This is a genomic window from Halobacillus trueperi (assembly GCF_003386945.1).
Taxonomy (GTDB): domain Bacteria; phylum Bacillota; class Bacilli; order Bacillales; family Halobacillaceae; genus Halobacillus; species Halobacillus aidingensis.
Genome location: NZ_QUAE01000010.1, coordinates 83,401 through 104,529 on the forward strand (window position 1 = coordinate 83,401; position 21,129 = coordinate 104,529).

Annotated in this window: 20 protein-coding genes; 8 read left to right on the top strand and 12 right to left on the bottom strand. The window is 42.7% G+C overall.

Annotation, left to right across the window (positions count from 1 at the left end):
- Positions 1-128: 128 nt before the first annotated feature.
- Positions 129-668 carry a cysteine hydrolase family protein gene (locus tag DYE48_RS13325; RefSeq protein ID WP_425269303.1) on the bottom strand — a complete coding sequence of 180 codons (540 nt, stop codon included), beginning with the start codon at positions 666-668 and terminating at the stop codon, positions 129-131.
- Positions 669-696: 28 nt separating this feature from the next.
- On the bottom strand, positions 697-1,446 hold the full coding sequence (gene nadE, locus DYE48_RS13330; RefSeq protein ID WP_115824063.1) for an NAD(+) synthase: 750 nt from the start codon (positions 1,444-1,446) through the stop codon (positions 697-699).
- Between the two features lie 749 nt (positions 1,447-2,195).
- On the opposite strand from nadE, the gene bshB2 reads away from it, so the two are divergent.
- Together bshB2 and DYE48_RS13345 are read left to right on the top strand one after the other, a co-directional pair.
- Positions 2,196-2,882: a bacillithiol biosynthesis deacetylase BshB2 gene (gene bshB2, locus DYE48_RS13340; protein WP_208599197.1), complete on the top strand. Its 687-nt coding sequence runs from the start codon at positions 2,196-2,198 to the stop codon at positions 2,880-2,882.
- A gap of 157 nt (positions 2,883-3,039) precedes the next feature.
- Complete coding sequence (locus tag DYE48_RS13345; protein ID WP_115824065.1) at positions 3,040-3,789, top strand: FixH family protein; 750 nt, start codon at positions 3,040-3,042, stop codon at positions 3,787-3,789.
- Positions 3,790-3,842: 53 nt separating this feature from the next.
- Here DYE48_RS13345 and typA read toward each other — a convergent pair whose 3' ends face one another.
- A complete protein-coding gene (gene typA, locus DYE48_RS13350; protein WP_115824066.1) occupies positions 3,843-5,684 on the bottom strand; it encodes a translational GTPase TypA in 1,842 nt (613 codons plus the stop codon).
- 326 nt (positions 5,685-6,010) lie between these two features.
- Here typA and DYE48_RS13355 point away from each other — a divergent pair, with 326 nt between their 5' ends.
- Complete coding sequence (locus tag DYE48_RS13355) at positions 6,011-6,952, top strand: RluA family pseudouridine synthase (RefSeq protein WP_115824067.1); 942 nt, start codon at positions 6,011-6,013, stop codon at positions 6,950-6,952.
- Positions 6,953-6,986: 34 nt separating this feature from the next.
- Here the strand turns inward: DYE48_RS13355 and DYE48_RS13360 are convergent, their stop codons facing one another.
- Both DYE48_RS13360 and DYE48_RS13365 read right to left on the bottom strand, forming a co-directional pair.
- Positions 6,987-7,286, bottom strand: coding sequence for a 4a-hydroxytetrahydrobiopterin dehydratase (locus DYE48_RS13360; protein WP_115824068.1), 300 nt, complete (start codon positions 7,284-7,286; stop codon positions 6,987-6,989).
- Between the two features lie 19 nt (positions 7,287-7,305).
- The gene (locus DYE48_RS13365) at positions 7,306-9,078 is read right to left on the bottom strand and encodes a M3 family oligoendopeptidase (RefSeq protein ID WP_115824069.1); all 1,773 of its coding nucleotides are present in this window, start codon (positions 9,076-9,078) and stop codon (positions 7,306-7,308) included.
- Between the two features lie 780 nt (positions 9,079-9,858).
- Here DYE48_RS13365 and DYE48_RS13370 point away from each other — a divergent pair.
- Complete coding sequence (locus DYE48_RS13370; RefSeq protein WP_115824086.1) at positions 9,859-10,779, top strand: TIGR03571 family LLM class oxidoreductase; 921 nt, start codon at positions 9,859-9,861, stop codon at positions 10,777-10,779.
- A gap of 24 nt (positions 10,780-10,803) precedes the next feature.
- Positions 10,804-11,505 carry a DUF5694 domain-containing protein gene (locus DYE48_RS13375; protein WP_115824070.1) on the top strand — a complete coding sequence of 234 codons (702 nt, stop codon included), beginning with the start codon at positions 10,804-10,806 and terminating at the stop codon, positions 11,503-11,505.
- Positions 11,506-11,567: 62 nt separating this feature from the next.
- On the opposite strand, the gene DYE48_RS13380 is transcribed toward DYE48_RS13375, so the two are convergent.
- Positions 11,568-13,193, bottom strand: coding sequence for a BCCT family transporter (locus tag DYE48_RS13380; RefSeq protein WP_089654911.1), 1,626 nt, complete (start codon positions 13,191-13,193; stop codon positions 11,568-11,570).
- Between the two features lie 255 nt (positions 13,194-13,448).
- Between DYE48_RS13380 and DYE48_RS13385 the strand changes: the two genes are divergently transcribed.
- Positions 13,449-13,721, top strand: coding sequence for a hypothetical protein (locus DYE48_RS13385; RefSeq protein ID WP_115824071.1), 273 nt, complete (start codon positions 13,449-13,451; stop codon positions 13,719-13,721).
- Between the two features lie 3 nt (positions 13,722-13,724).
- Here the strand turns inward: DYE48_RS13385 and DYE48_RS13390 are convergent, their stop codons facing one another.
- From DYE48_RS13390 to DYE48_RS13400, 3 genes are all read right to left on the bottom strand, one after another.
- Positions 13,725-13,979 carry a hypothetical protein gene (locus tag DYE48_RS13390; protein ID WP_089654908.1) on the bottom strand — a complete coding sequence of 85 codons (255 nt, stop codon included), beginning with the start codon at positions 13,977-13,979 and terminating at the stop codon, positions 13,725-13,727.
- 275 nt (positions 13,980-14,254) lie between these two features.
- The gene (locus DYE48_RS13395) at positions 14,255-14,677 is read right to left on the bottom strand and encodes a hypothetical protein (protein WP_115824072.1); all 423 of its coding nucleotides are present in this window, start codon (positions 14,675-14,677) and stop codon (positions 14,255-14,257) included.
- Between the two features lie 142 nt (positions 14,678-14,819).
- On the bottom strand, positions 14,820-16,247 hold the full coding sequence (locus DYE48_RS13400; protein ID WP_115824073.1) for an aldehyde dehydrogenase family protein: 1,428 nt from the start codon (positions 16,245-16,247) through the stop codon (positions 14,820-14,822).
- Between the two features lie 149 nt (positions 16,248-16,396).
- Between DYE48_RS13400 and purU the strand changes: the two genes are divergently transcribed.
- Both purU and DYE48_RS13410 read left to right on the top strand, forming a co-directional pair.
- A complete protein-coding gene (gene purU / locus DYE48_RS13405; protein WP_115824074.1) occupies positions 16,397-17,293 on the top strand; it encodes a formyltetrahydrofolate deformylase in 897 nt (298 codons plus the stop codon).
- A gap of 124 nt (positions 17,294-17,417) precedes the next feature.
- Entirely contained in the window at positions 17,418-17,912 is a 495-nt protein-coding gene (locus DYE48_RS13410; protein ID WP_115824075.1) for a L,D-transpeptidase family protein, read from the top strand.
- A gap of 37 nt (positions 17,913-17,949) precedes the next feature.
- On the opposite strand, the gene DYE48_RS13415 is transcribed toward DYE48_RS13410, so the two are convergent.
- The 3 genes from DYE48_RS13415 to mbcS all read right to left on the bottom strand — a co-directional run bounded on the left by DYE48_RS13415 (position 17,950) and on the right by mbcS (position 20,765).
- Positions 17,950-18,606, bottom strand: a complete 657-nt coding sequence (locus DYE48_RS13415) for a reverse transcriptase-like protein (protein ID WP_115824087.1) — start codon at positions 18,604-18,606, stop codon at positions 17,950-17,952.
- Positions 18,607-18,671: 65 nt separating this feature from the next.
- Positions 18,672-19,100 carry a GNAT family N-acetyltransferase gene (locus DYE48_RS13420; protein WP_115824076.1) on the bottom strand — a complete coding sequence of 143 codons (429 nt, stop codon included), beginning with the start codon at positions 19,098-19,100 and terminating at the stop codon, positions 18,672-18,674.
- 90 nt (positions 19,101-19,190) lie between these two features.
- On the bottom strand, positions 19,191-20,765 hold the full coding sequence (gene mbcS / locus DYE48_RS13425; protein ID WP_115824077.1) for an acyl-CoA synthetase MbcS: 1,575 nt from the start codon (positions 20,763-20,765) through the stop codon (positions 19,191-19,193).
- Between the last annotated feature and the right edge of the window lie 364 nt (positions 20,766-21,129).

Genomic DNA, 21,129 nt, shown 5'->3' on the forward strand with positions numbered 1-21,129 from the left:
GTATCCAGTTCATGGATTAGTTAAGAACAACCACACTCATAAATCATTTCTCCTTCACGGGTTAAAAGTTACATTCGTGAAACCATCACCTGTGTTCCCTAATAATATATGACAGGTACTCCATACTGTCAACTGCTGAAAATGGTTTTCAAATGATTGATATCCATAGAATCGGTTCTGGCAGCCAACGATCGTTTCATAATTCTCAAGGCATTTTCATTATCTTCTTTATACTCAGAAGCTGTCCCATCTTCCGGCACCCAAAGGTTGTATTCCCTCATATAGGCATCGTTCGCTGTGAAAATAACGCAGATATCACCAGCAATTCCAGTCAAAATTAGGTTTTTCACTTCTAAATGGTCTAAGAGAATACTTAACTGTGTACCAAAAAATCCCGAATGCTTCGGTTTAATAATAAAATAATCGTCTTCAGCAGGCTCCATTTGTTCCACGACAGGTTTTCCTATTCCTTTTTTACACTCTTCCAACAAATCAGAAGCGTTATCCTGCCAAAGCCCGAAGTTGTCGTTCACATAAATCACTGGTACTCCTTGCTGCTTCACCTCTTTCTTGAAGTTGTGTAAACGCTCGGCTACAGGGAGACTGTTTTCAAGTAGGTTCTCTCCACCATCAAAGTCCATTTTATTGATCATATCAATGATGATCATTGCTGTATCCTGCTTCATAATTGGACAATCACTCTCCTTCGAACCGCTCAGGGCCTGCTGGGATTTGGCGCTTATGTTCGGTTTTCTTGTGAAGTTCTTTCAAATTCTTTTCATCTTTGGGGTCGATTTTTTCTCCTCTCAAATAAGCATCAATCGTATCATAAGACATTCCCAGTTCTTCTTCATCTGTCTGCCCTTCCCAAAGTTCAGCACTCGGTTTTTTATGAACGATAGAGTCCGTGACCTCCAGCACCTTGGCCATTTCTCTTACTTCTTCTTTTCTTAAATTGATCAGAGGAACGAGGTCGACTCCTCCATCTCCGTATTTCGTAAAATATCCCGTATAATCTTCCGCTGCATTATCTGTCCCCACGACAAGATAATTATAGTTGTTCCCTACAGCATAAAGCGTACTCATACGGAGACGTGCTTGAAGATTCGCCCCACCAAGCTGTGACTTCTCATCATTCCAATCACCTTTTTCATTTAACTGGTTCTTAATAGTGTCGTAAGTCGTTTGATAAGCATCGGTCAATTCAATACCAACATAATCAAGATCCGCACCTTCCACGACATCCAGAGCATCTGTTTGGTCTTCAACGCCTTGGTTAATCGGTAGGATTACTCCTAAAGAATTTTCAGGGAAGGCACGTTTAATCAAATACGAAACAACTGCGGAATCAATCCCTCCACTGATTCCGACCAAAAGCCCATCAGCCCCTGCTTCTTTTGTCTTCATACGCAGCCAATCAGTCAAATACTCGATTCTCTCTTCCATGTTCATAAACTCCCTTCATTTTACAATCTAAAGATTGCTTTCCTTTAAAAGGGAGAACATAAACCTAAAGCTCACTTAAGAGAGTTATTAAAGTATTTGGCAGGATTATGGAAGACTCAATTTCAAGATGTTTCGGGGTTCGTTACTTGGGATGAGCTTCAGGGGTGGCCGGGAAGCTACTCGCTTTCCTGTGGGGGAGTGGTGAGCTTCCTCGGACTACGTCCTGCGGGATCTCACCTATCTCCTTTCTCCCACGGGAGTCTCGCAGCTTCCCAACCACCCCATTCCATACAGGAGAGAAACGAACCCACATACGCGAAGTAGCTTCTTGCAAAAGCACTGCTTTCCAGCTGGAAAACGCTGCTATAGCATGTGTAAGAATACATACATGCGCTGGCATTTACACCAACTTCTATAACAATGGTAAGCTGTTTATTCGGGAAGTGGTTTCGAGAGCCTTATTTGGCAAAGGGGCGGAGGGGAATGGCGAGACTCCTGCGGGAAAAAAGTGCATGGTGAGACCCCACAGGACGCAGTCCGAGGAGGCTCACCGCGCTCCCGCGGAAAGCGAGCTATTCCCCGCAGCCCCCGTCCACTCAACAAAAGTCTCGAAACTGAGTCTTCCACAACCGGGAGCGATAGTGAAATGTTAAATATGGATAGAGGGAAGCTTATAAACAAATGACTTTTCATTTATTCTGATTTAAGCAATAATGTAGGTTAGTGATCCTCTTGAAGGAGTGAAAGAAATGATCGAACAAGAAAAACATGTACTCGTTATTTTCCCGCATCCTGACGATGAAGCTTTCGGAGTTTCCGGGACCATTTCATCTTATATAAAACAAGGAACCCCCCTTACCTATGCGTGTCTCACGCTCGGAGAGATGGGGCGCAATCTTGGAAAACCTACGTTCGCAACGAGAGAGTCCCTGCCTGAAATCAGAAGGAAAGAATTGATTAAAGCTTCGGAAGCGATGGGCATTGAAGACCTTCGCATGATGGGACTGAGAGATAAGACGCTTGAATTTGAAGATGATGGTGAAATGAAAGCTATGGTCCGCCATTTAGTTGATGAACTTCAACCCTCTTTGGTCATCAGTTTTTATCCTGGATTTGCCGTCCATCCCGATCATGAAGCGACTGCGCGGGCAGTAGTGAGGGCTTTGAGGGAAATCGATGAAAAAGATCGACCAAAGTTTCACGCTGTAGCTTTTGCTAATGATACGGAAGAGAACTTGGGCCAGCCTGATGTCATCAATGACATCCGTTCCGTTCAAAACGAAAAATTAGCAGCGATGCGCGCCCATATCTCACAAACCGCACGAATGCTTGAAATGCTCGAAGAGGGCATCAAGGTCAATGACCCCGAAGCATTGAAATGGGTAACAGACGAACGTTTTTACACGTATGATTGGAATAACGACAATGTCGAGTAGAGGGCAGCTTTAAAAAGCTCCCCTCTTTTTTTGTTAAATCATCAAGTATTGTCACAAGATAGTCTAAAATCAAGCAAGAATGTCAAAGCTTTAGATGATATCCTGATTGTAGGTGTTCACTTTCAAAACTCCAATACACAGATAAAGGAGATACCTAATGAAAAAAGTATTCTTATTCATTATTTTATTACTTGTGGTAAGTGCTTGTTCCGCAAACAATGACGAGCAGGACTCCTCATCAGCGGAGGAAAGTAACAAAGCAGCTGAAGTTCCTGAAGTACAAGTAGAATTTGAGCATGAACCACTTCCTGTAAACAAAGAAACGACCATTCAAGCATCTGTCACCCAAGGCGGAGAACCTGTTCCGGATGCAGAATATGTAAAATTCGAAATTTGGAACAGTGAAGATGGACAGGATTCATCTGAAACGTTCGAAGCAAATCATACAGAAAGCGGAGTGTACACGATTACTCATAGCTTTTCTAAAGAAGGTACGTATCAGGTGATTGCTCATACTCAGGTAGATGACCTTCATACGATGCCTCAAAACGAGGTGGCCGTTGGGCAGCAAGCTGAAGCCAGTGGACACGAACATGAAGATAGTAGCGGAAAGTTCATGGTCCACTTGATGACAGAGCAAACCTTTAAGGCTGGAGAAGCTTCGACACTGACTACACATATCAACCACATGGAAGAACCTTTTTCTGAAGCGCTTGTGCGCTACGAAATCAGCTCGGATCAAATGGAAAAACACATGTATATCGATGCTGAAGAAAAGGAACCCGGGGAGTACACAGCGAACTATACGTTCCCTGAATCTGGTTCCTACACCATCAATATTCATTATGAGAAACCAGCCGAGGACATTCACGGACACCAGAAAGAGGACATCGAAGTTATTCAGTAAATAACAAAAAGCCCGGCGCATACCGATATGCGCCGGGCTTTTCTATTGAGTCATTATACTTCTGTGTTTTGAAGCTTCTTCTTCTTCGCCATTTTCTCACGTTCGTTCTTATTCAAGTACTTTTTACGAAGACGAACATTTTCAGGCGTTACTTCGCAATATTCATCATCATCAAGATACTCAATGGCTTCTTCCAGCGTCATTTGGCGAGTTTTCTTGATTGTGTTCGTTGTATCTTTGTTCGCTGAACGGATATTAGTCAAGTGCTTCTCTTTCGTGATGTTGACGGTAAGATCGTTTTCACGGTTGTGTTCACCGACGATCATTCCTTCATACACTTCAGTACCAGGTTCAACGAAAATGGTTCCACGATCTTCAAGGTTCATGATTCCATAAGTGGATGCTTTTCCTTTATCAAGGGATACAAGAACACCTTCACGACGGCCGCCGACTTGACCTTTTACAAGTGGCGCATAGCCATCAAAGGTATGGTTCAAAATTCCATAACCACGTGTCTGTGTCATGAACTCTGTCGAATATCCAATCAGTCCACGAGATGGAACAAGGAACTCGAGACGTACTTGGCCATTACCATCGTTGACCATGTCCTGCATTTCACCTTTGCGGTAACCAATGGATTCCATAACCGCACCTTGGTATTCTTCAGGTGTATCAATTTGAACACGTTCTACCGGTTCACACGTTTGTCCATCGATTTCTTTCAGGATTACCTTCGGCTTGGAAAGTTGAAGCTCATACCCTTCACGACGCATATTTTCCACCAGGATGGAAAGGTGAAGTTCACCACGTCCTGAAACCGTAAAGGCATCCGGAGAATCTGTTGGATCGACACGCAGGCTGACATCTGTCTCAAGTTGTGTCATCAAACGCTCTTCAATTTGACGGGACGTTACATACTTTCCTTCTCGACCAGCAAACGGACTGTTGTTGACAAGGAACGTCATTTGTAGTGTCGGTTCGTCAATACGAGGGATTTCCATCGCATTCTGGTGTTCAGGCAGACAGACCGTTTCTCCGACGTTAATATCTTCCAAGCCAGCCAGGGCGATAATATCTCCCGCTTTTGCTTCTTCAATTTCAACACGTTTCAAACCAATGAAACCGAACAACTTGGAAACACGGAAGTTCTTCACTGATCCATCCTTCTTCATTAAGGATACTTGCTGACCTACTTTAATTGAGCCATTAAAGACACGCCCAACTCCGATACGGCCAAGATAATCATTGTAATCAAGCAACGTCACTTGGAATTGTAATGGTTCTTCTTTTGTATCTACAGGTGCTGGAATGTTGTTCATGATCAATTTGAAAATTGGATCCATTGTTTCCTGCTGATCCTCTGGTTCATCTCCAGAAGTTCCGTTTAATGCAGAAGCATAAACGACAGGGAATTCCAACTGCTCATCATCAGCGCCAAGCTCGATGAACAGATCGAGAACTTCATCGACAACCTCATCCGGGCGAGCATTCGGGCGGTCGATTTTATTCAATACGACAACAGGTGTCAATTTTTGTTCCAATGCTTTTTTCAACACAAAACGTGTTTGAGGCATACAGCCTTCATAAGCATCGACAACAAGAAGTACACCGTCAACCATCTTAAGAATACGTTCTACTTCTCCACCGAAGTCAGCGTGACCCGGGGTATCAAGAATATTTATACGCGCATCATTATAATTGATGGCGGTATTTTTGGCTAAAATCGTGATTCCGCGTTCTTTTTCCAAATCATTAGAGTCCATGGCGCGCTCATCGACATGCTCATTATCACGGAAAGTTCCGGAATAGTGAAGCATTTGGTCGACCAATGTTGTTTTTCCGTGGTCAACGTGCGCGATGATCGCTATATTACGAATATCATCTCTGTGTTGCATGAAGCACACACCTCTTTCGTATCACAAATTATTCAACCCTTCTATTATAACATAGTTCTATTACCATAGATACCAGCTTTACATATCGTTAACATCAGAAGGTTAAGGACATCCTCTCAAACAGCCAGCAGCTCTGCTGTTACAGTCTTACACTCCATACCTCCCAAGCCTGACCCCCCATTTATTCCCAGGTGTACCAGGTACAACATAGAGGTGATTGCGTAAATGGTACTGGAAAGAGTACAATATAGGGCAGTTCGTACTTGGTACCAATATGTGCGATTAACGCCACGGGTATTCAGTAATTTAGGAAATTAGGTGTAGAAATGAAGACGAAACGTATGGGGGATTGGCTTGAGGTCATCATCCCTGATCAGTGGGACGGGTTTACAGTTGAAAAAATTCTGAAGAAGGAATGGAATGTACCAAGAAAGTTGATGCATAGTTTCCGTTCCAACAAAGAAGTGACTTTAAACAATGAGAGCCCTCATTGGAAGACAGCTAAAGTCAAGAGTGGTGACATTTTACGTGTCCGGCTTTTCCGCCCGCAACCACTTGAAGTGACCCCGACTTATATGGATATTGATGTCATTTACGAAGATGATCATATGCTGGTCGTCAATAAACCCGCAGGTGTGTTCACACATCCGAATACACCGCACGAACATGACACCCTTGTAAATGGAGTCGCCTTTTATTTTCAAATGAATGGCATTGAGTCCACGCCAAAATATGTCCACCGCCTGGACCGGGATACGTCGGGGGCCATCCTTTTTGCCAAGCATGATCTTGCTATTGCCATGCTGGGAAAAGAGTTGCAGGAGCGGAAAATTAAAAGAACGTATTTAGCATGGGCTCACGGAAAGCTGAAGCCGCGTCGTGGAAAAATCGAACAACCAATCGGAAAAGACCGTCATCATCCTGTAAGAAGACGCGTCTCACAAGGTGGCCAACATGCAGAAACACATTACGAAGTTCTTTCATATAATTCCACCCACGATGCTTCCCTTGTGAAATTACAATTACAAACTGGCAGAACCCATCAAATCCGCGTTCATCTCAGTCATATCGGACACCCGCTCCTAGGGGACGAAATGTACGGAGGAAAAGGAAGCATCGATTACAAACAGGCTCTGCATGCTGCGAGGCTCACGCTGATTCACCCTTTCACAGAAAAGGAAATCCAGTGTTTGGCCATGCCTGCAAAAGATTCGCCATTATTTACAGATGAACAAGTAAAGTCTTTAGACCAATCATCCTCTTCATAAGAGAAGCCGCCCCAGTGTAGGGAGCGGCTTCTTTTCATTTGATCGAATCATAAAGTTCGTCATATCTCTTAGCACAGGAAAGGTCAAGTTCGGTTAGTCCCTTCGCATTCCAGGAGGTCAGCTTAAGTGTAACCATTTTATAATCGATGCTTATGAATGGATGGTGTTGAATGTCCTCGGAATACTCAGCGATATGATTGACGAACTGGACGCCCGTCAGGAATTCTTGAAAACGGTACCGCTTAACAATGAACTTTTCATCCGTAAGCTTCCAACCGTCTAACTGGGAAACTCGGCGTTCCTTTTCTTCTTCAGGGATCAACTTTTGTTCCATTGTTCACTCCTCCTTTTAATCAGACCAAATCCATGAATGACTCAAGGTCAGATAGGCATAATTCCAATGCATGCACCCAAAAATCTTTCTTTTCTAAATCTACATCCAAATGTTTCTTCGCAAGCTCTTCCACGGTCATCCTCCCTGTGTCCTGCAGCAAGGCAATATAGCGGTCTTCAAACGTTGGCCCGACTTCAAGGGCTTTGGCGTAGATTCCCATGCTGAACAGATAACCAAAGGTGTATGGAAAGTTATAGAAAGGGACATCCGTAATGTGGAAATGCAACTTGGAAGCCCAGAATGTCGGATCATACTCCTCTAACGTTTGTACGTAGGCTTCTTGTTGAGCCTCTGTCATCAACTCGTTCAGCCTTTCCGTTGAAACGACTCCCTGCCTGCGTTCATCATAAAAACGTGTTTCAAACAAGAACCTGGCATGAATATTCATGAAAAAGGCTACACTACGCTGAACTTTATCCTCCAAAAGCACAAGTTTTTCAGCCTCCGTAGCGGCCTCTTTAACGGCCGCATCTGCAACAATCATCTCTGCAAACGTCGAGGCCGTTTCAGCAACGTTCATCGCATACCCTTGATTCAACTCAGGTAATTCATCCATCACATACTGATGATAGGCATGACCAAGTTCATGTGCCAGTGTCGCTACACTGGAAGGACTGCCTGAATACGTCATGAAGATTCTTGTTTCCCCGCTGTCCGGGAAGCTTGTGCAAAACCCACCTGGTTGTTTTCCAGGACGGTCCTCTGCTTCAATCCACCTTTTCTCAAAAGCCATTTCAGCAAAATCCGCCATTTTGGGACTGAACTTCCTGAATTGCTGGATGATAAACTCCGCCCCTTCTTGAAAGCTCATTTTCTGATCGGCCTCTCCAATCGGTGCTTCTACATCGTAAAAGCTCAATTGTTCAAGCCCCAACTTTTCTGCTTTCTTCTTCAAATAGGGCACGTAATGCTTTTTATATTCCGTAATCGTCTCCCACATGGCATCCAACGTCTTCTGGCTCATCCGATTGTAGTCGAGCGGTTCTTTCAATACATTTTCCCAATGGCGGTGCTTATAGGTCTGGAGCCTGAAACCTGACAAGTGATTCAACGTCTCTGTGAACAGATCCGAAACCTCTCCCCATGTATCCTGTAGTTTATCAAACACTTCCTTTCTCACCGAACGGTCTGGGTTATCCAATTGATTAGATGCTTGTCCCACAGATAACTTTTCCCCATTCATCTCAATGGATAACTTCGCTACAAGGGCATCGTACATTTGTCCCCATGCATGATAACCATCCACGCCTAAGTCATTGATGAGAGATTCTTTTCCGACTTCTAATTTGTCCTTTGCAAGAGAACGTCTCTCATTCAAAACAAAAGAAATCGCTTTAAAAGGAGCCTGATTCAATAAGGATTTCCAAACATCATCATCCACCTGAACAAACACCTGGTCCATTTCAGTTAATGCATTACCTAAGCGTGCACCCAGTTCACTTCTTTTCGATTGCCACATACTCGCTTTTTTATCATGAACATTTTGTGCACTTAAACAGCTTACAAATGCGCCAAATTCACTTAATTGCTTTGTCACCATTTGCACAATTTCTACAATCTTGTTGAGATCCTCTGTTTGGTCTGTATTTTTGGGAGGTGTAAACGTACGAATGGATGCTTCCAAATCATCCATCAGGTGTTCGGTTTTCCTCACATACTCTTTCATCTCTTCCGAATCACTACCTCCATGGAAAATGGAGTCTAAATCCCAAGTCATTTCATATGTTCCCATTATGACTTCCCCTCTCTTTTATGTAGATTCTTCCACCAAGAAAACCTCTTCCATTATATCAGAATTTTCAAACCTCCTCTTATATCGCCTTTTTCCCACTGCCCTCGTATTTTGTCACATTTGGTTGAAATGTTTTTGATATGTTATTGTAATATAAATGAAACCTTTCTGACTATTCAATCGTCTTATTAAGTAGAATGTTTTAAAACTAGTCCGCTCCGTTTTTAATTCCAGTCATTCGAAAGGGGATCACAATTATGAAAAAAAGAATTGAATACGATGCCACAGAAATCGCAAGTGTTGCAGGAGGATCGACTCTTCTAACCCTCCTCCTCTATCTGACCATCTATATATTATAATCACGCAAAAAGCTCCCTTATTATGGGAGCTTTTTTATTTCCCTTTTCTTCATATAAGCTCCCAATACTTGAAGACTCAGTTTCGAGACTTTTGTTGAGTGAATGGGGTGGTTGGGAAGCTGCGAGACTCCCGTGGGAGAAGGAGGTAGGCGAGATCCCGCAGGACGCAGTCCGAGGAAGCTCGGCGCTCCCCCACAGGAAAGCGAGTAGCTTCCCAGCCACCCTTGACTCTGAATACGGCAAACGAATCCCTGTTATCTCCAAACTGAGTCTTCAAGAATCCTGCCATATTGTTGAATAACTTTGCTTTATGTTTAACCTCTATGGTTAGTTTTCTAGGGAAATTCTCATTATAATAGAAAATAGTCGATTAAAATAAGGAGGGTTCCTTTTGTTTCAAGACCATCACGGTTATCAGCGAATGCTGCAGCCAGACCAAATCACATTCGGCTTGACCATCCCCATCGAAAACTATGACCAGTCCCCTCCAGAGATGAAGAACCAAATTCAAATGGCACAACTAGCTGAAGGTTTAAACTTTCATTCTCTTTGGTTCCAGGACGTGCTATTAGAAGACCCGACTTTTGAAGACCCAGCAACAGGGCAGATTTTTGACAGTTTAATTTATTTAACCTACGTGGCGGCCCATACGCAAAAAATCAATTTAGGTACAGCAGCCCTTGTCATGCCGCTTCGCCATCCGTTAAGGACAGCAAAAGAAGTGGCAAGTATTGAAAAACTTTTCCCTGAAAGACTGATGTTCGGAATTTCATCCGGAGATCGCAGGAAGGACTTTGAAGGATTGAATATCCCCATTATGGAGCGAAGTGAGTGGTTCAGGGAAGCATTCCATTTCTTCAATGAAGCGATTTATAATGAATTCCCTGAGGTTCGCTCTTCTTTTGGCACCATGAATCGTTCAAATATCGTACCAAAGCCTGAAAAGCGGATCCCGACTTTTATGACAGGCTATTGTCAACAGACACTGGATTGGGTTGCTGAACATGGAGATGGATGGATGTTTTACCCACAACGTCCAGCTCAACAGAAAGAAACTATCTTTCAGTACAGGGAGAAAGTGAAGCATTTCCATGGCGAATCCGCATTCCGTCCCTTCTTTATGCCACTTCCTTTGCAGCTCGAAGAAAACCCAGATGCTCCTACTGAAAAAATACCTGCCGGATATAAAGTTGGAAGAAATGGGTTGAAAGATCTGATTGAGCAGTATCGTTCCATCGGCGTTAATCATTTAATGTTCGGTCTTTCCAAAAACAAAAGACCAGTGAAGGAAGTGGTGCAGGAGCTTGGGGAAGAAGTCCTCCCTCCATTTAAAATAAAATGATAACAAAAGGAAGGAGATATTGATTTGCCTAAACCGGAAATTTTGCTCGTAGGAACTTTTCACATGTCCATGAACCCTGAAATGGTCAATGATCAACAAGAGGAAATTCGCGAAATCGTTCATTCACTAAAAAAATTCAAGCCGACGAAAATCGCCGTTGAAAAACCTTTCTTAATAGAGGAAGAAATGGAGCGTAAATATAAAGCCTTTAGAAATAATACCCTTACGCCCACTTACGATGAAGTCGAACAATTTGCCTTTCGACTTGCCAATGAAATGGACTTGCCATCCGTTTATCCGATAGACGAAATGGTGGATATGTCCAAGCCGTCACTAAACCAGGTCTTTGAATGGGCCAAAGAACACCAACCTTCTTTGTTCAAAGAAATCATGGAAGTTCAAAACAAACTCAAGTCGATGGAAAACAATAAAACCATAAGAAATATCTTACATTACCTCAATGATTCAGACTATAGTAAAGAGCTTCAGAGGATCTATATGAAGTTGGCACGTGTCGGGGACAGGCAACATCAAGTCGGTGTTCAATGGCTAAAGCAGTGGCATCATCGTGATTTGGCGATATCCGCAAACATCTCAAGAATCGCAGAAAAAGGCGACCGCATCCTCGTTTTCATCGGCGGGGACCACCTTCACCTTCTACAACAATTCTTAACAGATAGCGGAGATTATAAGGTTTTGTCTGCCAAACCGTACCTACCTCAATAATGTTCATTGCTAGTTCAAACAAAAAAGAGGTTTTCCCCAGTGTGGGAAAACCTCTTTTTTCATTAATCTCGATCTGGTTTATCTTCCAGGGCTTCAAGAGCCGAGCGTTTTTTCTTCTTCTTGCGATTTTTCCAACGTTTAATATGAATCGTACTCGGTTCATAATCATCAGATTCTCGAATATCTGTGTTGGAGGCTTTCATGAACGACCATGCAAGTAAGAACATAATCACAATCAGCGGGAATCCACCGACGATACTTGCTGTCTGCAAAGTATCTAATCCTCCGAGGAACATAAGCGCAAGCGGCATTAAGCACAAGGCGAAGGCCCAGAACAAACGGTTCCAACGTAAAGGTTCTCCTTCCACATTCTTCTGTACGACTGAAGCAAGAATGTAAGAAGAGGAATCGAAAGTCGTTGCAAGGAAAATGATTGCTAGAATGGTAAAGATTAATACCATGAATTTCGCTAACGGAAGTTGGTTGATGATTTCAATTATGGTCGCAGGGGCACCATTCGCATCCATAAATGCAATAGCATCAAACTGACCTGTTAACTGCATGTACAGACCGAAGTTCCCCATGATCCCGAAGAAAAGCACACAACCGATCGTTCCGTAAACCATTGTTCCAAGTACCATTTGACGGATGGTCCGCCCTCTGGAAATACGTGCAACAAACAAACCGACAAACGGAGCATACACAAGCCACCAAGCCCAGTAAAAAATAGTCCAATACTCTGGGAAGCTTGTTTTTTCAAATTGACCCAAGTTTCCAAACGGCTCCATCCAAGTCGCCATCTTGAAGAAATTATCCGCCAGTATCCCCAACGCGTTGAATGTAGTCTCACTGATGAATCGGGTCGGTCCAAATATGAAGATAAAGGCCAGCAAAAAGATCGACAGCCACAAGTTCACATCACTGAGCACTTTAATCCCTCGTTTAAGCCCTGAATACGAGCTAATCGCGAAGATCAATGTACACAATAACATAATGACTGTTTTAAGACCTAAATTGGCCGGTATACCAGTCAAACTATTAATTCCTTGAGCAATCATTGGTGTACCGAGAGCAAGCGTCGTTCCTGCCCCTCCCAAAAGTCCGAACATGAATAACACATCAATGATGTTTCCAAGAGGACCGTCAACAGAATCACCTAATACAGGTCGGACAGCCTCACTAACTTTAAGTACAGGTTTTTTTCGAACGTAGTAGAAATAAGCAATCGGGAGGGCCGGCAATGTGTAAATCGCCCAAGCAATCGGGCCCCAGTGGAACATTCCATAGGCTGATGCCCATTGGATCGCCTCTTTGGATCCAGCTTCTACGCCAAACGGCGGTCCTTGGTAATAATACGCCCATTCAATAACTGCCCAGTATAAAATACTGGAACCGATGCCGGCGGCAAATAGCATCGCTGCCCACGAGAACGTATTGAACTCAGGCTTTTCCCCTTCATCCCCTAGTTTAATCGATCCATTTTTACTAAAAGCAACATAAACAAGGAAAGCGAAAATAACAAAGCCCATAATCATATAAAGGACACCAAAGTTTTCCGTCATGAACGTATTTGCTTGTGATACAACCTCTTTACCGGCTTCTGGGAAGATGATCAGTGGTAACGTGACACCGAGCAACAACACCAGAGCGCCGATAAACGTTGGCCAATCAATTAATTTTGTTTTCAAATGACATACATCCTTTCCACTTCTTCATGATTTAGTTTGTTCTGCATGAGGTAATTCATTCAACTTTGGGAGGTTATGTACCGGAGGAAAACACGAGCTTCATTCTAACAAGTGTAAATACAGAAGGCAAATGGGGATGTATGGTTTATACCCTATCCAGGAAAAAAATAACGCGATTTTTGTCGTTGTTTGACAAAAGGAAGGAAAAGATGGAAAGTAAAAAGAAATATATTCTGGAGATGAGGTGGGAGAATCATGTCTGAACAGAAGAAAAAGTGGGAGGATCGCTTAAATCCTTTATACTTCCCACTCTTCACAGCCATTCCAGTGGAAGGTTGGCTTACATTCAAACCTTCCCCCTTTTCCGACGTTGATATTACGTTATATATCATTGGTGTGCTCTTTTTAGTTTTTGCAGGAACCGTCGAAACAAACAGTGAAGAAGGAAAACACAGAGCCCTCGGTTACATTTACTTAGTATCCGCGTTGCTATTCGGGAGTACTGGGCTGTTCAAATGGCTCACTTAATTTTTATATAAAAAACAACCAGGGAAGAATCATAGGAACCAATATGATTATCGTTACAATTAACCAAGCGCTTGGATTATCACTAGTTAGTTGTTTGCGATAAGACATTCCCCACGCTAAAAATAACAAAGCCGTCATCATAATACTTCGTAAATGAAATTCTCCATCTTTATTGTTCATGAAAATATATACAGCACCTTCGGCTACAATCAGAATTCCGACGATGATATTAAAAATATGCGTAAACCATTTATTCATGGATTAGGTACCTCCTTAGCATTCTCTATTATCTTTATCCTTTCCAAGTATATTACAACCTCATCCATAAGGAAAAGAACAAAACAATTCACTCTCTTCTCCCCACTTTATTTCGAGACTTTTGTTGAGTAGATGGGGGCTGCGGGGGATGACTCGCTTTCCGACCACCCCTGACTCCTAATATGGCAAACGAACCCCGGTTATCTCCACAATCGGGAGCTATTGTGGAGGTTGGAGAAATAAAAAAAGCCAGTTGGAACGGCCGTTCCAACTGGCTAGAGTGTTTCGATTAATCCCTTAAGATCCTTAGTCATTTCATACATTTTCCCACTTTCACGAAGGATTTCCCAATAACCTTCGTAGAAATACACTTCCAATAAGGTATCACCTTCGCACGAAAGCTTAAGTGCCCCTTCCACTTCTGAGGTTGCAGATGATTCCTGCATAGGCGGGCTGTTCTTCATTTCTTCCAGGAACCTGCGGACTGCCTTTTCCCGCTCCAGTTTGTATGCTTTTCTTTCTGTTTCTAAATCGTAGTAGGTAATCGTGACAGGTCTTTCATATTCACTCCAATGATAGGGTGTAATATCATCTTGGGTGAAGGCTATTGGATTGAAAAAATACCTTTGATCGACGTATATGTAGGTACAAAACACGACAATTATAAGTCCACCAAAAATAATTAGTTTTTTTCCCATTCTTCCACCTCTTCACAAGTTCCATCCAAGTGCTTCTACATTTTATACGAATAAAAAGAGGGGAAGGTTTCATTTTTCCCAAAATACTTCCTGTTTTTTCAAAAAGAAAAAAGGCGGAATCCATTTTCCGCCTTTTTCTCTCTTATAGTTTCGGATAACCTAAAACTGTTTTCACTTCTAAATATTCTTCGATACCATAATCGCCCCATTCTCTTCCTATACCTGACTGTTTATATCCACCAAATGGTGCGGCGAAGTCTGCTTCCGCATCATTGATTTTCACTCGACCCGCTCGGATGCTGGATGCAACCTTGGCTAGTGTCTGTTCATCTTCACCGAAGACATAACCTGCAAGTCCATATTTAATATCATTGGAAAGTTGGATGGCTTCTTCAATCGTGTCATAGGTGATCACACAGGTGACTGGACCAAATATCTCTTCTTGTGCGATGACCATATCGTTATTCACATCTGTGAATACTGTAGGTTTGGCATAATAGCCTTTATCTAATCCATCAGGCTTCCCTGTTCCTCCTACCAGAAGAGTGGCTCCTTCTTCCTGTCCTTTTTCAATATAAGATTGAACGGTGTCCCATTGCTTTTGTGAAACCAATGGACCGATATGATTATCTCCTTGTGGATCCCCAACAGGGAATTCAGGGAGCACTTTTTTAATGGCCTCTTCAAAAGAATCTTTCATTGAGGAAGGCACCAATACTCTTGTGGCAGCTGAACAAACCTGCCCACTGTTGGTTGCGATGTGACTGACAGCCGCTCTAGCCGCTTTTTCAACATCAGCGTCTTCAAGCACGACTAACGGAGATTTCCCTCCAAGTTCCAGGGCGACGTTAGCAATGCGTTCAGACGCGTTTTCCATAATTTTTTGACCTACAGCACCAGAACCTGTAAATGATACAAAGTCGATATCTGGATGTGAACTGATGCCATCACCGATAACGGAACCTGATCCATTCACTAAGTTGAAAGCACCTTTAGGTACGCCGACCTTATCAAATATTTCAGTTAAAATGATGGCCGCAAAAGGTGTCAATTCTGCTGGTTTCGCAATCACGGGGCTTCCTGAAGCAAAAGCACTGGCGATTTTTGTTGATATTTGGTTTGTCGGAAAATTCCATGGGGTAATCAAGCCACTGACACCGACTGAATCCTTCATGACCGTATGGCCTCCGCGATCTTCAATGAATGAAAAATCTCTTAATGATTCTGCCGCTTGTGAAAAATGATTATATCCCATCATGTAATGTACGTTTTCTGAGATGGATTTTGGTGAACCCAACTCTTCCGTAATCGTCTCAATAATTTCTTCTTTCCGGTTCTCATATTCAGCAGCTATGTCTTCTAGCAATTTTATTCTTTCTTCTTTAGAGGTTTGAGAGAAAGATGGAAAAGCATCACGGGCCGCCTGGACCGCTTTATCCAAATCCTCTTTCGTTCCAAGACTAATGGTACCGATCACTTCTTCTGTTGCAGGGTTGATCACGTCTTCTGTTTCATTTCCTGTAGATTCTACCCATTCACCGTTTATATAATGCTTTAAATAGTTACGCATTTTCATTTCTCCTTTATAGAAAGAAAATTTTATTATACTTGCTACATGGAGAATGTATCCGAATTCTCCCATTTCGAAACATGATCCAACTTTCCAAACGGCTTTCACTCGACTATAATGGGAAGAATAAAAAGGAAGGATGAGTGTTGATGACTTCGACCAACCAACAAATTCAACATTACTTAACCAAGAATGAAGATAAAGCCCGCTTGCTCGTCAGTTGTCCCGATAAGCCAGGAATCGTTTCCAGCATCTCAACATTCCTCTACGAACACGGGGCAAACATTGTGGAATCGAATCAATTTACGACAGATCATGAAGAAGGGACCTTTTTCCTACGCATCGTATTCGCTGCAGAAAATATGAAGTCCAAAGAAAAAACAATGAAAGCAGACTTCCATTCCCTTGCAGAACAATTCGAAATGACCTGGCGAATGACTTTCCTACACGAATTGAAACGCACGGCTGTTTTTGTATCCAAGGAGCTTCATTGCCTGCGTGAGCTCTTATACGAATGGGAGAGCGGTGACCTCGTGACGGACATTTCGCTTGTCATCAGTAACCATGAATCAGCGAGAGAAATTGTCGAGTCTTTTGGCATCCCTTTTTATTACATTCCTGCAAATAAAGAGATTCGAGAAGAGGTAGAAGAGAAACAGTTGGATTTGTTAGAAGAATACAATATCGATTTAATTATCTTAGCCAGGTACATGCAAATCCTCACTCCTAAGTTTGTAGACAGGCATCCATCCAAGATTATTAACATTCACCATTCCTTCTTGCCCGCATTCATTGGTGCCAACCCGCACAAACGGGCCTACAAACGTGGAGTGAAGTTGATTGGTGCCACCTCCCATTATGTTACAGACGACCTCGACGAAGGACCAATCATTGAACAAGATGTTATTAGAGTAGACCATAGGAACAGTGTAAATGATCTAAAGAAGAAAGGACGCCTAATCGAACGCAGTGTCCTAAACAGAGCCGTCAAATGGGCCCTTGAAGATCGTGTCATCGTTCATAAAAATAAAACCATCGTTTTATAATGGTTTACCTAAGAAAGGACCTGACTGGTTACGTCAGGTCCTTTCTTCTGAGAGAGAAATGGATAGGCAAGTCACCGGTTTTCCCACATAAAATGGTATAACCATTTTAAACGGGGGGATAGGAATGATTCACATCGTAAAAACAGGTGAAACATTAGCACAAATTTCAAGAGATTATCGTACGCCGTTAAGAGATATCCTGGCAGCAAACCAAATCGCAAACCCGAATATGATTTTTCCCGGGCAACAAATCAGTATCCCAGGTTTTCCGAATCCAGATACAATTCCATACAGGATTGATGTATCCACTACCAAAAGACGATTACGTTTATACAAAAATGGTTCGCTGGAAAAAGAATTTCCTATTGCCGTGGGACGCATTCTCTCAGCGACTCCTGTAGGAAACTTCTTCATCATTAACAAAGCTCCCAATCCAGGTGGGCCTTATGGAACGATGTGGATGAGTTTATCCAAACAGTATTATGGCATTCATGGGACCAACAATCCTTCCTCTATCGGAAAGGCAGTCTCCAAAGGTTGTATCCGCATGTTTAATAAAGACGTAGAAGAGTTAGCAAGGATCATCCCGTTGGGAACTCCGGTTACGATTCAACCTTAAGTGGAATAAAAAAGGCGGTGGACATCCATCGCCTTTTTTACTCCAACTCCGCTCGACTTGTCACCTTTACTCCTTTTAAAGCTTGTGTAGCAAGTCGATCTGCCTCTCCGTTATCTTTCCTCGAAATCACTTCAAAGGAAGGGGTAATTCCCATCTGCTTTAATTTTTCATCAATACGGTCCGCCCAATTATTTAAAGTCTCTTCCATCGTGGGCCATTCATCATTCAGTTGATTGATTACAACTTGAGAGTCTCCTACGAACCGAATGGGAATATGATGAACCCCCATAAAATCCAATTCCTGAATGGCTAAATGTAAGGCCGCGTACTCCGCCTCATTATTTGTACCTAACTCATCAACGAGAGCATTCGTTCGAAGACGCATAGCTTTCCCACTTTGAGTGTAATAAATGACACAACCAAGGCCTGCCTTACGCTCCTTTATTTCGTAACCGCCATCAAAATAAACGGTGATATCATGAGGTTCTGTTTCCAGATCATTCAAATATTTTTGTAAATCCTTCCGCTTCCATGTCGTATCATAGTCGTCGATAAAGGTAATTGATTTGGCCCGTCCCGTCTTTTCCAAGTCCTCTGTTATTAACAAAGCTTGCCCGATCGTCATCTCTTCTGACCTAAAAAAAGCTTCTGTTTTCTTTGGGGTTTTATATGTAACTTCCAGTCTGATTTTCACCCACACTCCACCCTCCTTAAGAGTTTTCCCATGTCTTTATTATGGTCTAAACATCTAAGATTATTTTAGTCGAGTCGTTTATAAAACCCTGTCGCTCTTCCCTCAAATCCAAAGGAATGATAGATCTCATGAGCCTTCTTTCTTTCTGCTCTATTTCCACTATTCAACATGATCGTTTTAGCCCCTTTAGTGAGAGCCCATTCCCCGGCTTTTTCCATGAGCATTTTCCCTATCCCTTTTCCTTGTTCCGTTTCACGCACAACAAAAGCGATGATCCGTACGTGCGGGTCATCCGTATGGTACGCTTCACTAAATGTCATCCCGATCATGCCAAGCAATTCGTCATTCGCCTCATAGACGAAGGTTTGGTAGTGTTCTTGTGGTAATATACTTTGTAATCTGTTTTTTATCTGTTCTTTACTTGATGGATAACCGAGGGCATCCATTAAAGGAACGAACCCTTCTGCATCTTCAAGCTTTACACTCCGAATCATATGCCCCTCCTAACTGATCTTACTGAAATTTCCTTTTCAGCATAACAAACCTGAAGGCCTTTCTCGACCTTCAGGTTTGTTATGTTTCCCCTATTTCATAACGTTCTCTTTTTGACGAAGCTCCACTCTTCGTATTTTTCCGGAAGTCGTCTTCGGCAATTCTTGAATGAATTCCACTTTTCGAGGATATTTATAAGGCGCCGTCAATTCCTTCACATGATTTTGAAGATCGGAAACCAACTCGTCGTTTCCTTCAAATCCTTTTTGAAGAACAATGTAGGCCTTTACAATGTTTCCGCGAACTTCATCCGGGCTTGCAACGACTGCACATTCTTGAACAGCTTCATGTTTGACAAGCGCATCTTCTACCTCAAACGGCCCGATGGTATAACCGGAACTAATGATGATATCATCACTTCTTCCTTCAAACCAAAAGTAACCTTCTTCGTCCTTTTTTGCTTGATCGCCAGTTACGTAATAGTTTCCTCGATGGGACATCTTCGTACGTTCAGGATCTTTATAGTACTCTTTGAACAAAGCCGGTGTATCGAGGTGGACGGCTATGTCTCCTACCTCACCCGCATCCACAGGCGTACCCATTTCATCGATGATTTCGACCTGATTACCAGGTGTTGGCTGTCCCATCGATCCAGGGCGTACTTCCATATCCTTCATAATTCCAACGAGTAACGTATTTTCTGTCTGGCCGTAACCATCTCGTACTGTTACATTATAATGTTTTTGGAAAGTATCGATGACCTCACGATTTAAAGGTTCCCCTGCCGATACCGCGCTGTGCAAACCCTCTAATTTATAATCAGATAAATTGTCTACTTTGGCCATCAAACGATATTCTGTTGGTGTACAACAAAGAACATTCACATCATGCTTATCCATCAAGTTTAAATATTTTTTAGGATCAAATTTCCCTTGATAAATCAGACCTTGAGCCCCTGTTCCGAGTACAGAAAGGAAAGGACTCCATATCCACTTCTGCCATCCGGGTCCCGCTGTCGCCCAAACTGTATCTCCATCTTGAATCGCCAGCCATTTATCGGCAGCCGTCTTCAAGTGGGCATACCCCCATCCATGCGTATGAACAACACCTTTCGGGTTACCCGTCGTACCAGATGTGTAAGAAAGAAACGCCATATCATCTCTTGAAGTATCCGCGAGGGGCAATTCCTCACTGTGGTCATCCATGAGAGAATCAAGATCACGCCATTTTTCTTTCGCCCCACCTACAGAAAAAGTGATTAAATCATCAAATTCATTAACGCCGTGGAATTGGTCTGTATAAGGATAATAGCTGACGACACCACTCACTTCTCCATGTGAAATTCTATACTGCAAATCCTTGGTCCTCAGCATTTCAGAACTTGGAATAACGACAAGTCCTACTTTAAGAGCCGCAATATACACTTGATAAGCTTCAATCAAGCGAGGAATCATGACGAGTACTTTGTCCCCCTGCTTCAACCCTTGTTCAAGGAAAGCGTTTCCAATTCTGTTCGCATTATTCATTAACTCTTGGTATGTAACTTCTTTCTGATCGCCTTGTTCGTTCAACCATAACAAAGCTTTTCTTCCCGTTTCATTTGCGTACTTCTCCATTTCAGAGACGACATTGTACTTTTCAGGAGCAATCAGTTCTTCTCTTTTCATATAGCGGCCTCCTTTTTAATGAGCGACTGTTCAGTTTGTCCATTTCTATTATAGCAATTTTTCTTAATATTTCAAATAATGACTCACAAATAATCATACCACTAACCCTCCCGTTTGTGGAAGACTCAGTTTCGAGATAACCGGGGTTCGTTTGCCGTATTTGGAGTCAGGGGTTGTTGGGAAGCCACTCGCTTTCCTGTGGGGGAGCGCCGAGCTTCCTCAGGCTATCGCCTTGCGGGATCTCGCCTGTCTCCTTCTCCCACGGGAGTCTCGCAGCTTCCCAACCACCCCATTCCATGCATGGAGAAACAAACCCTTCTATCATGATGGTACGTCTTACTCCCCAATCAGAAACTGTTAAAAA

Excerpts from the sequence above, each read along its gene's own strand:
- DYE48_RS13385 (WP_115824071.1), top strand. The coding sequence starts at position 13,449 with ATGTCTGAACAGAAGAAAAAGTGGGAGGATCGCTTAAATCCTTTATAC.
- DYE48_RS13345 (WP_115824065.1), top strand. The coding sequence starts at position 3,040 with ATGAAAAAAGTATTCTTATTCATTATTTTATTACTTGTGGTAAGTGCT.
- DYE48_RS13390 (WP_089654908.1), bottom strand. The coding sequence starts at position 13,979 with ATGAATAAATGGTTTACGCATATTTTTAATATCATCGTCGGAATTCTG.
- bshB2 (WP_208599197.1), top strand. The coding sequence starts at position 2,196 with ATGATCGAACAAGAAAAACATGTACTCGTTATTTTCCCGCATCCTGAC.
- DYE48_RS13395 (WP_115824072.1), bottom strand. The coding sequence starts at position 14,677 with ATGGGAAAAAAACTAATTATTTTTGGTGGACTTATAATTGTCGTGTTT.
- DYE48_RS13420 (WP_115824076.1), bottom strand. The coding sequence starts at position 19,100 with ATGATTCGGAGTGTAAAGCTTGAAGATGCAGAAGGGTTCGTTCCTTTA.
- purU (WP_115824074.1), top strand. The coding sequence starts at position 16,397 with ATGACTTCGACCAACCAACAAATTCAACATTACTTAACCAAGAATGAA.
- nadE (WP_115824063.1), bottom strand. The coding sequence starts at position 1,446 with ATGGAAGAGAGAATCGAGTATTTGACTGATTGGCTGCGTATGAAGACA.
- typA (WP_115824066.1), bottom strand. The coding sequence starts at position 5,684 with ATGCAACACAGAGATGATATTCGTAATATAGCGATCATCGCGCACGTT.
- DYE48_RS13365 (WP_115824069.1), bottom strand. The coding sequence starts at position 9,078 with ATGGGAACATATGAAATGACTTGGGATTTAGACTCCATTTTCCATGGA.
- DYE48_RS13410 (WP_115824075.1), top strand. The coding sequence starts at position 17,418 with ATGATTCACATCGTAAAAACAGGTGAAACATTAGCACAAATTTCAAGA.
- DYE48_RS13370 (WP_115824086.1), top strand. The coding sequence starts at position 9,859 with ATGCTGCAGCCAGACCAAATCACATTCGGCTTGACCATCCCCATCGAA.
- DYE48_RS13360 (WP_115824068.1), bottom strand. The coding sequence starts at position 7,286 with ATGGAACAAAAGTTGATCCCTGAAGAAGAAAAGGAACGCCGAGTTTCC.
- DYE48_RS13325 (WP_425269303.1), bottom strand. The coding sequence starts at position 668 with ATGATCATCATTGATATGATCAATAAAATGGACTTTGATGGTGGAGAG.
- DYE48_RS13355 (WP_115824067.1), top strand. The coding sequence starts at position 6,011 with ATGAAGACGAAACGTATGGGGGATTGGCTTGAGGTCATCATCCCTGAT.
- mbcS (WP_115824077.1), bottom strand. The coding sequence starts at position 20,765 with ATGAAAAGAGAAGAACTGATTGCTCCTGAAAAGTACAATGTCGTCTCT.
- DYE48_RS13400 (WP_115824073.1), bottom strand. The coding sequence starts at position 16,247 with ATGCGTAACTATTTAAAGCATTATATAAACGGTGAATGGGTAGAATCT.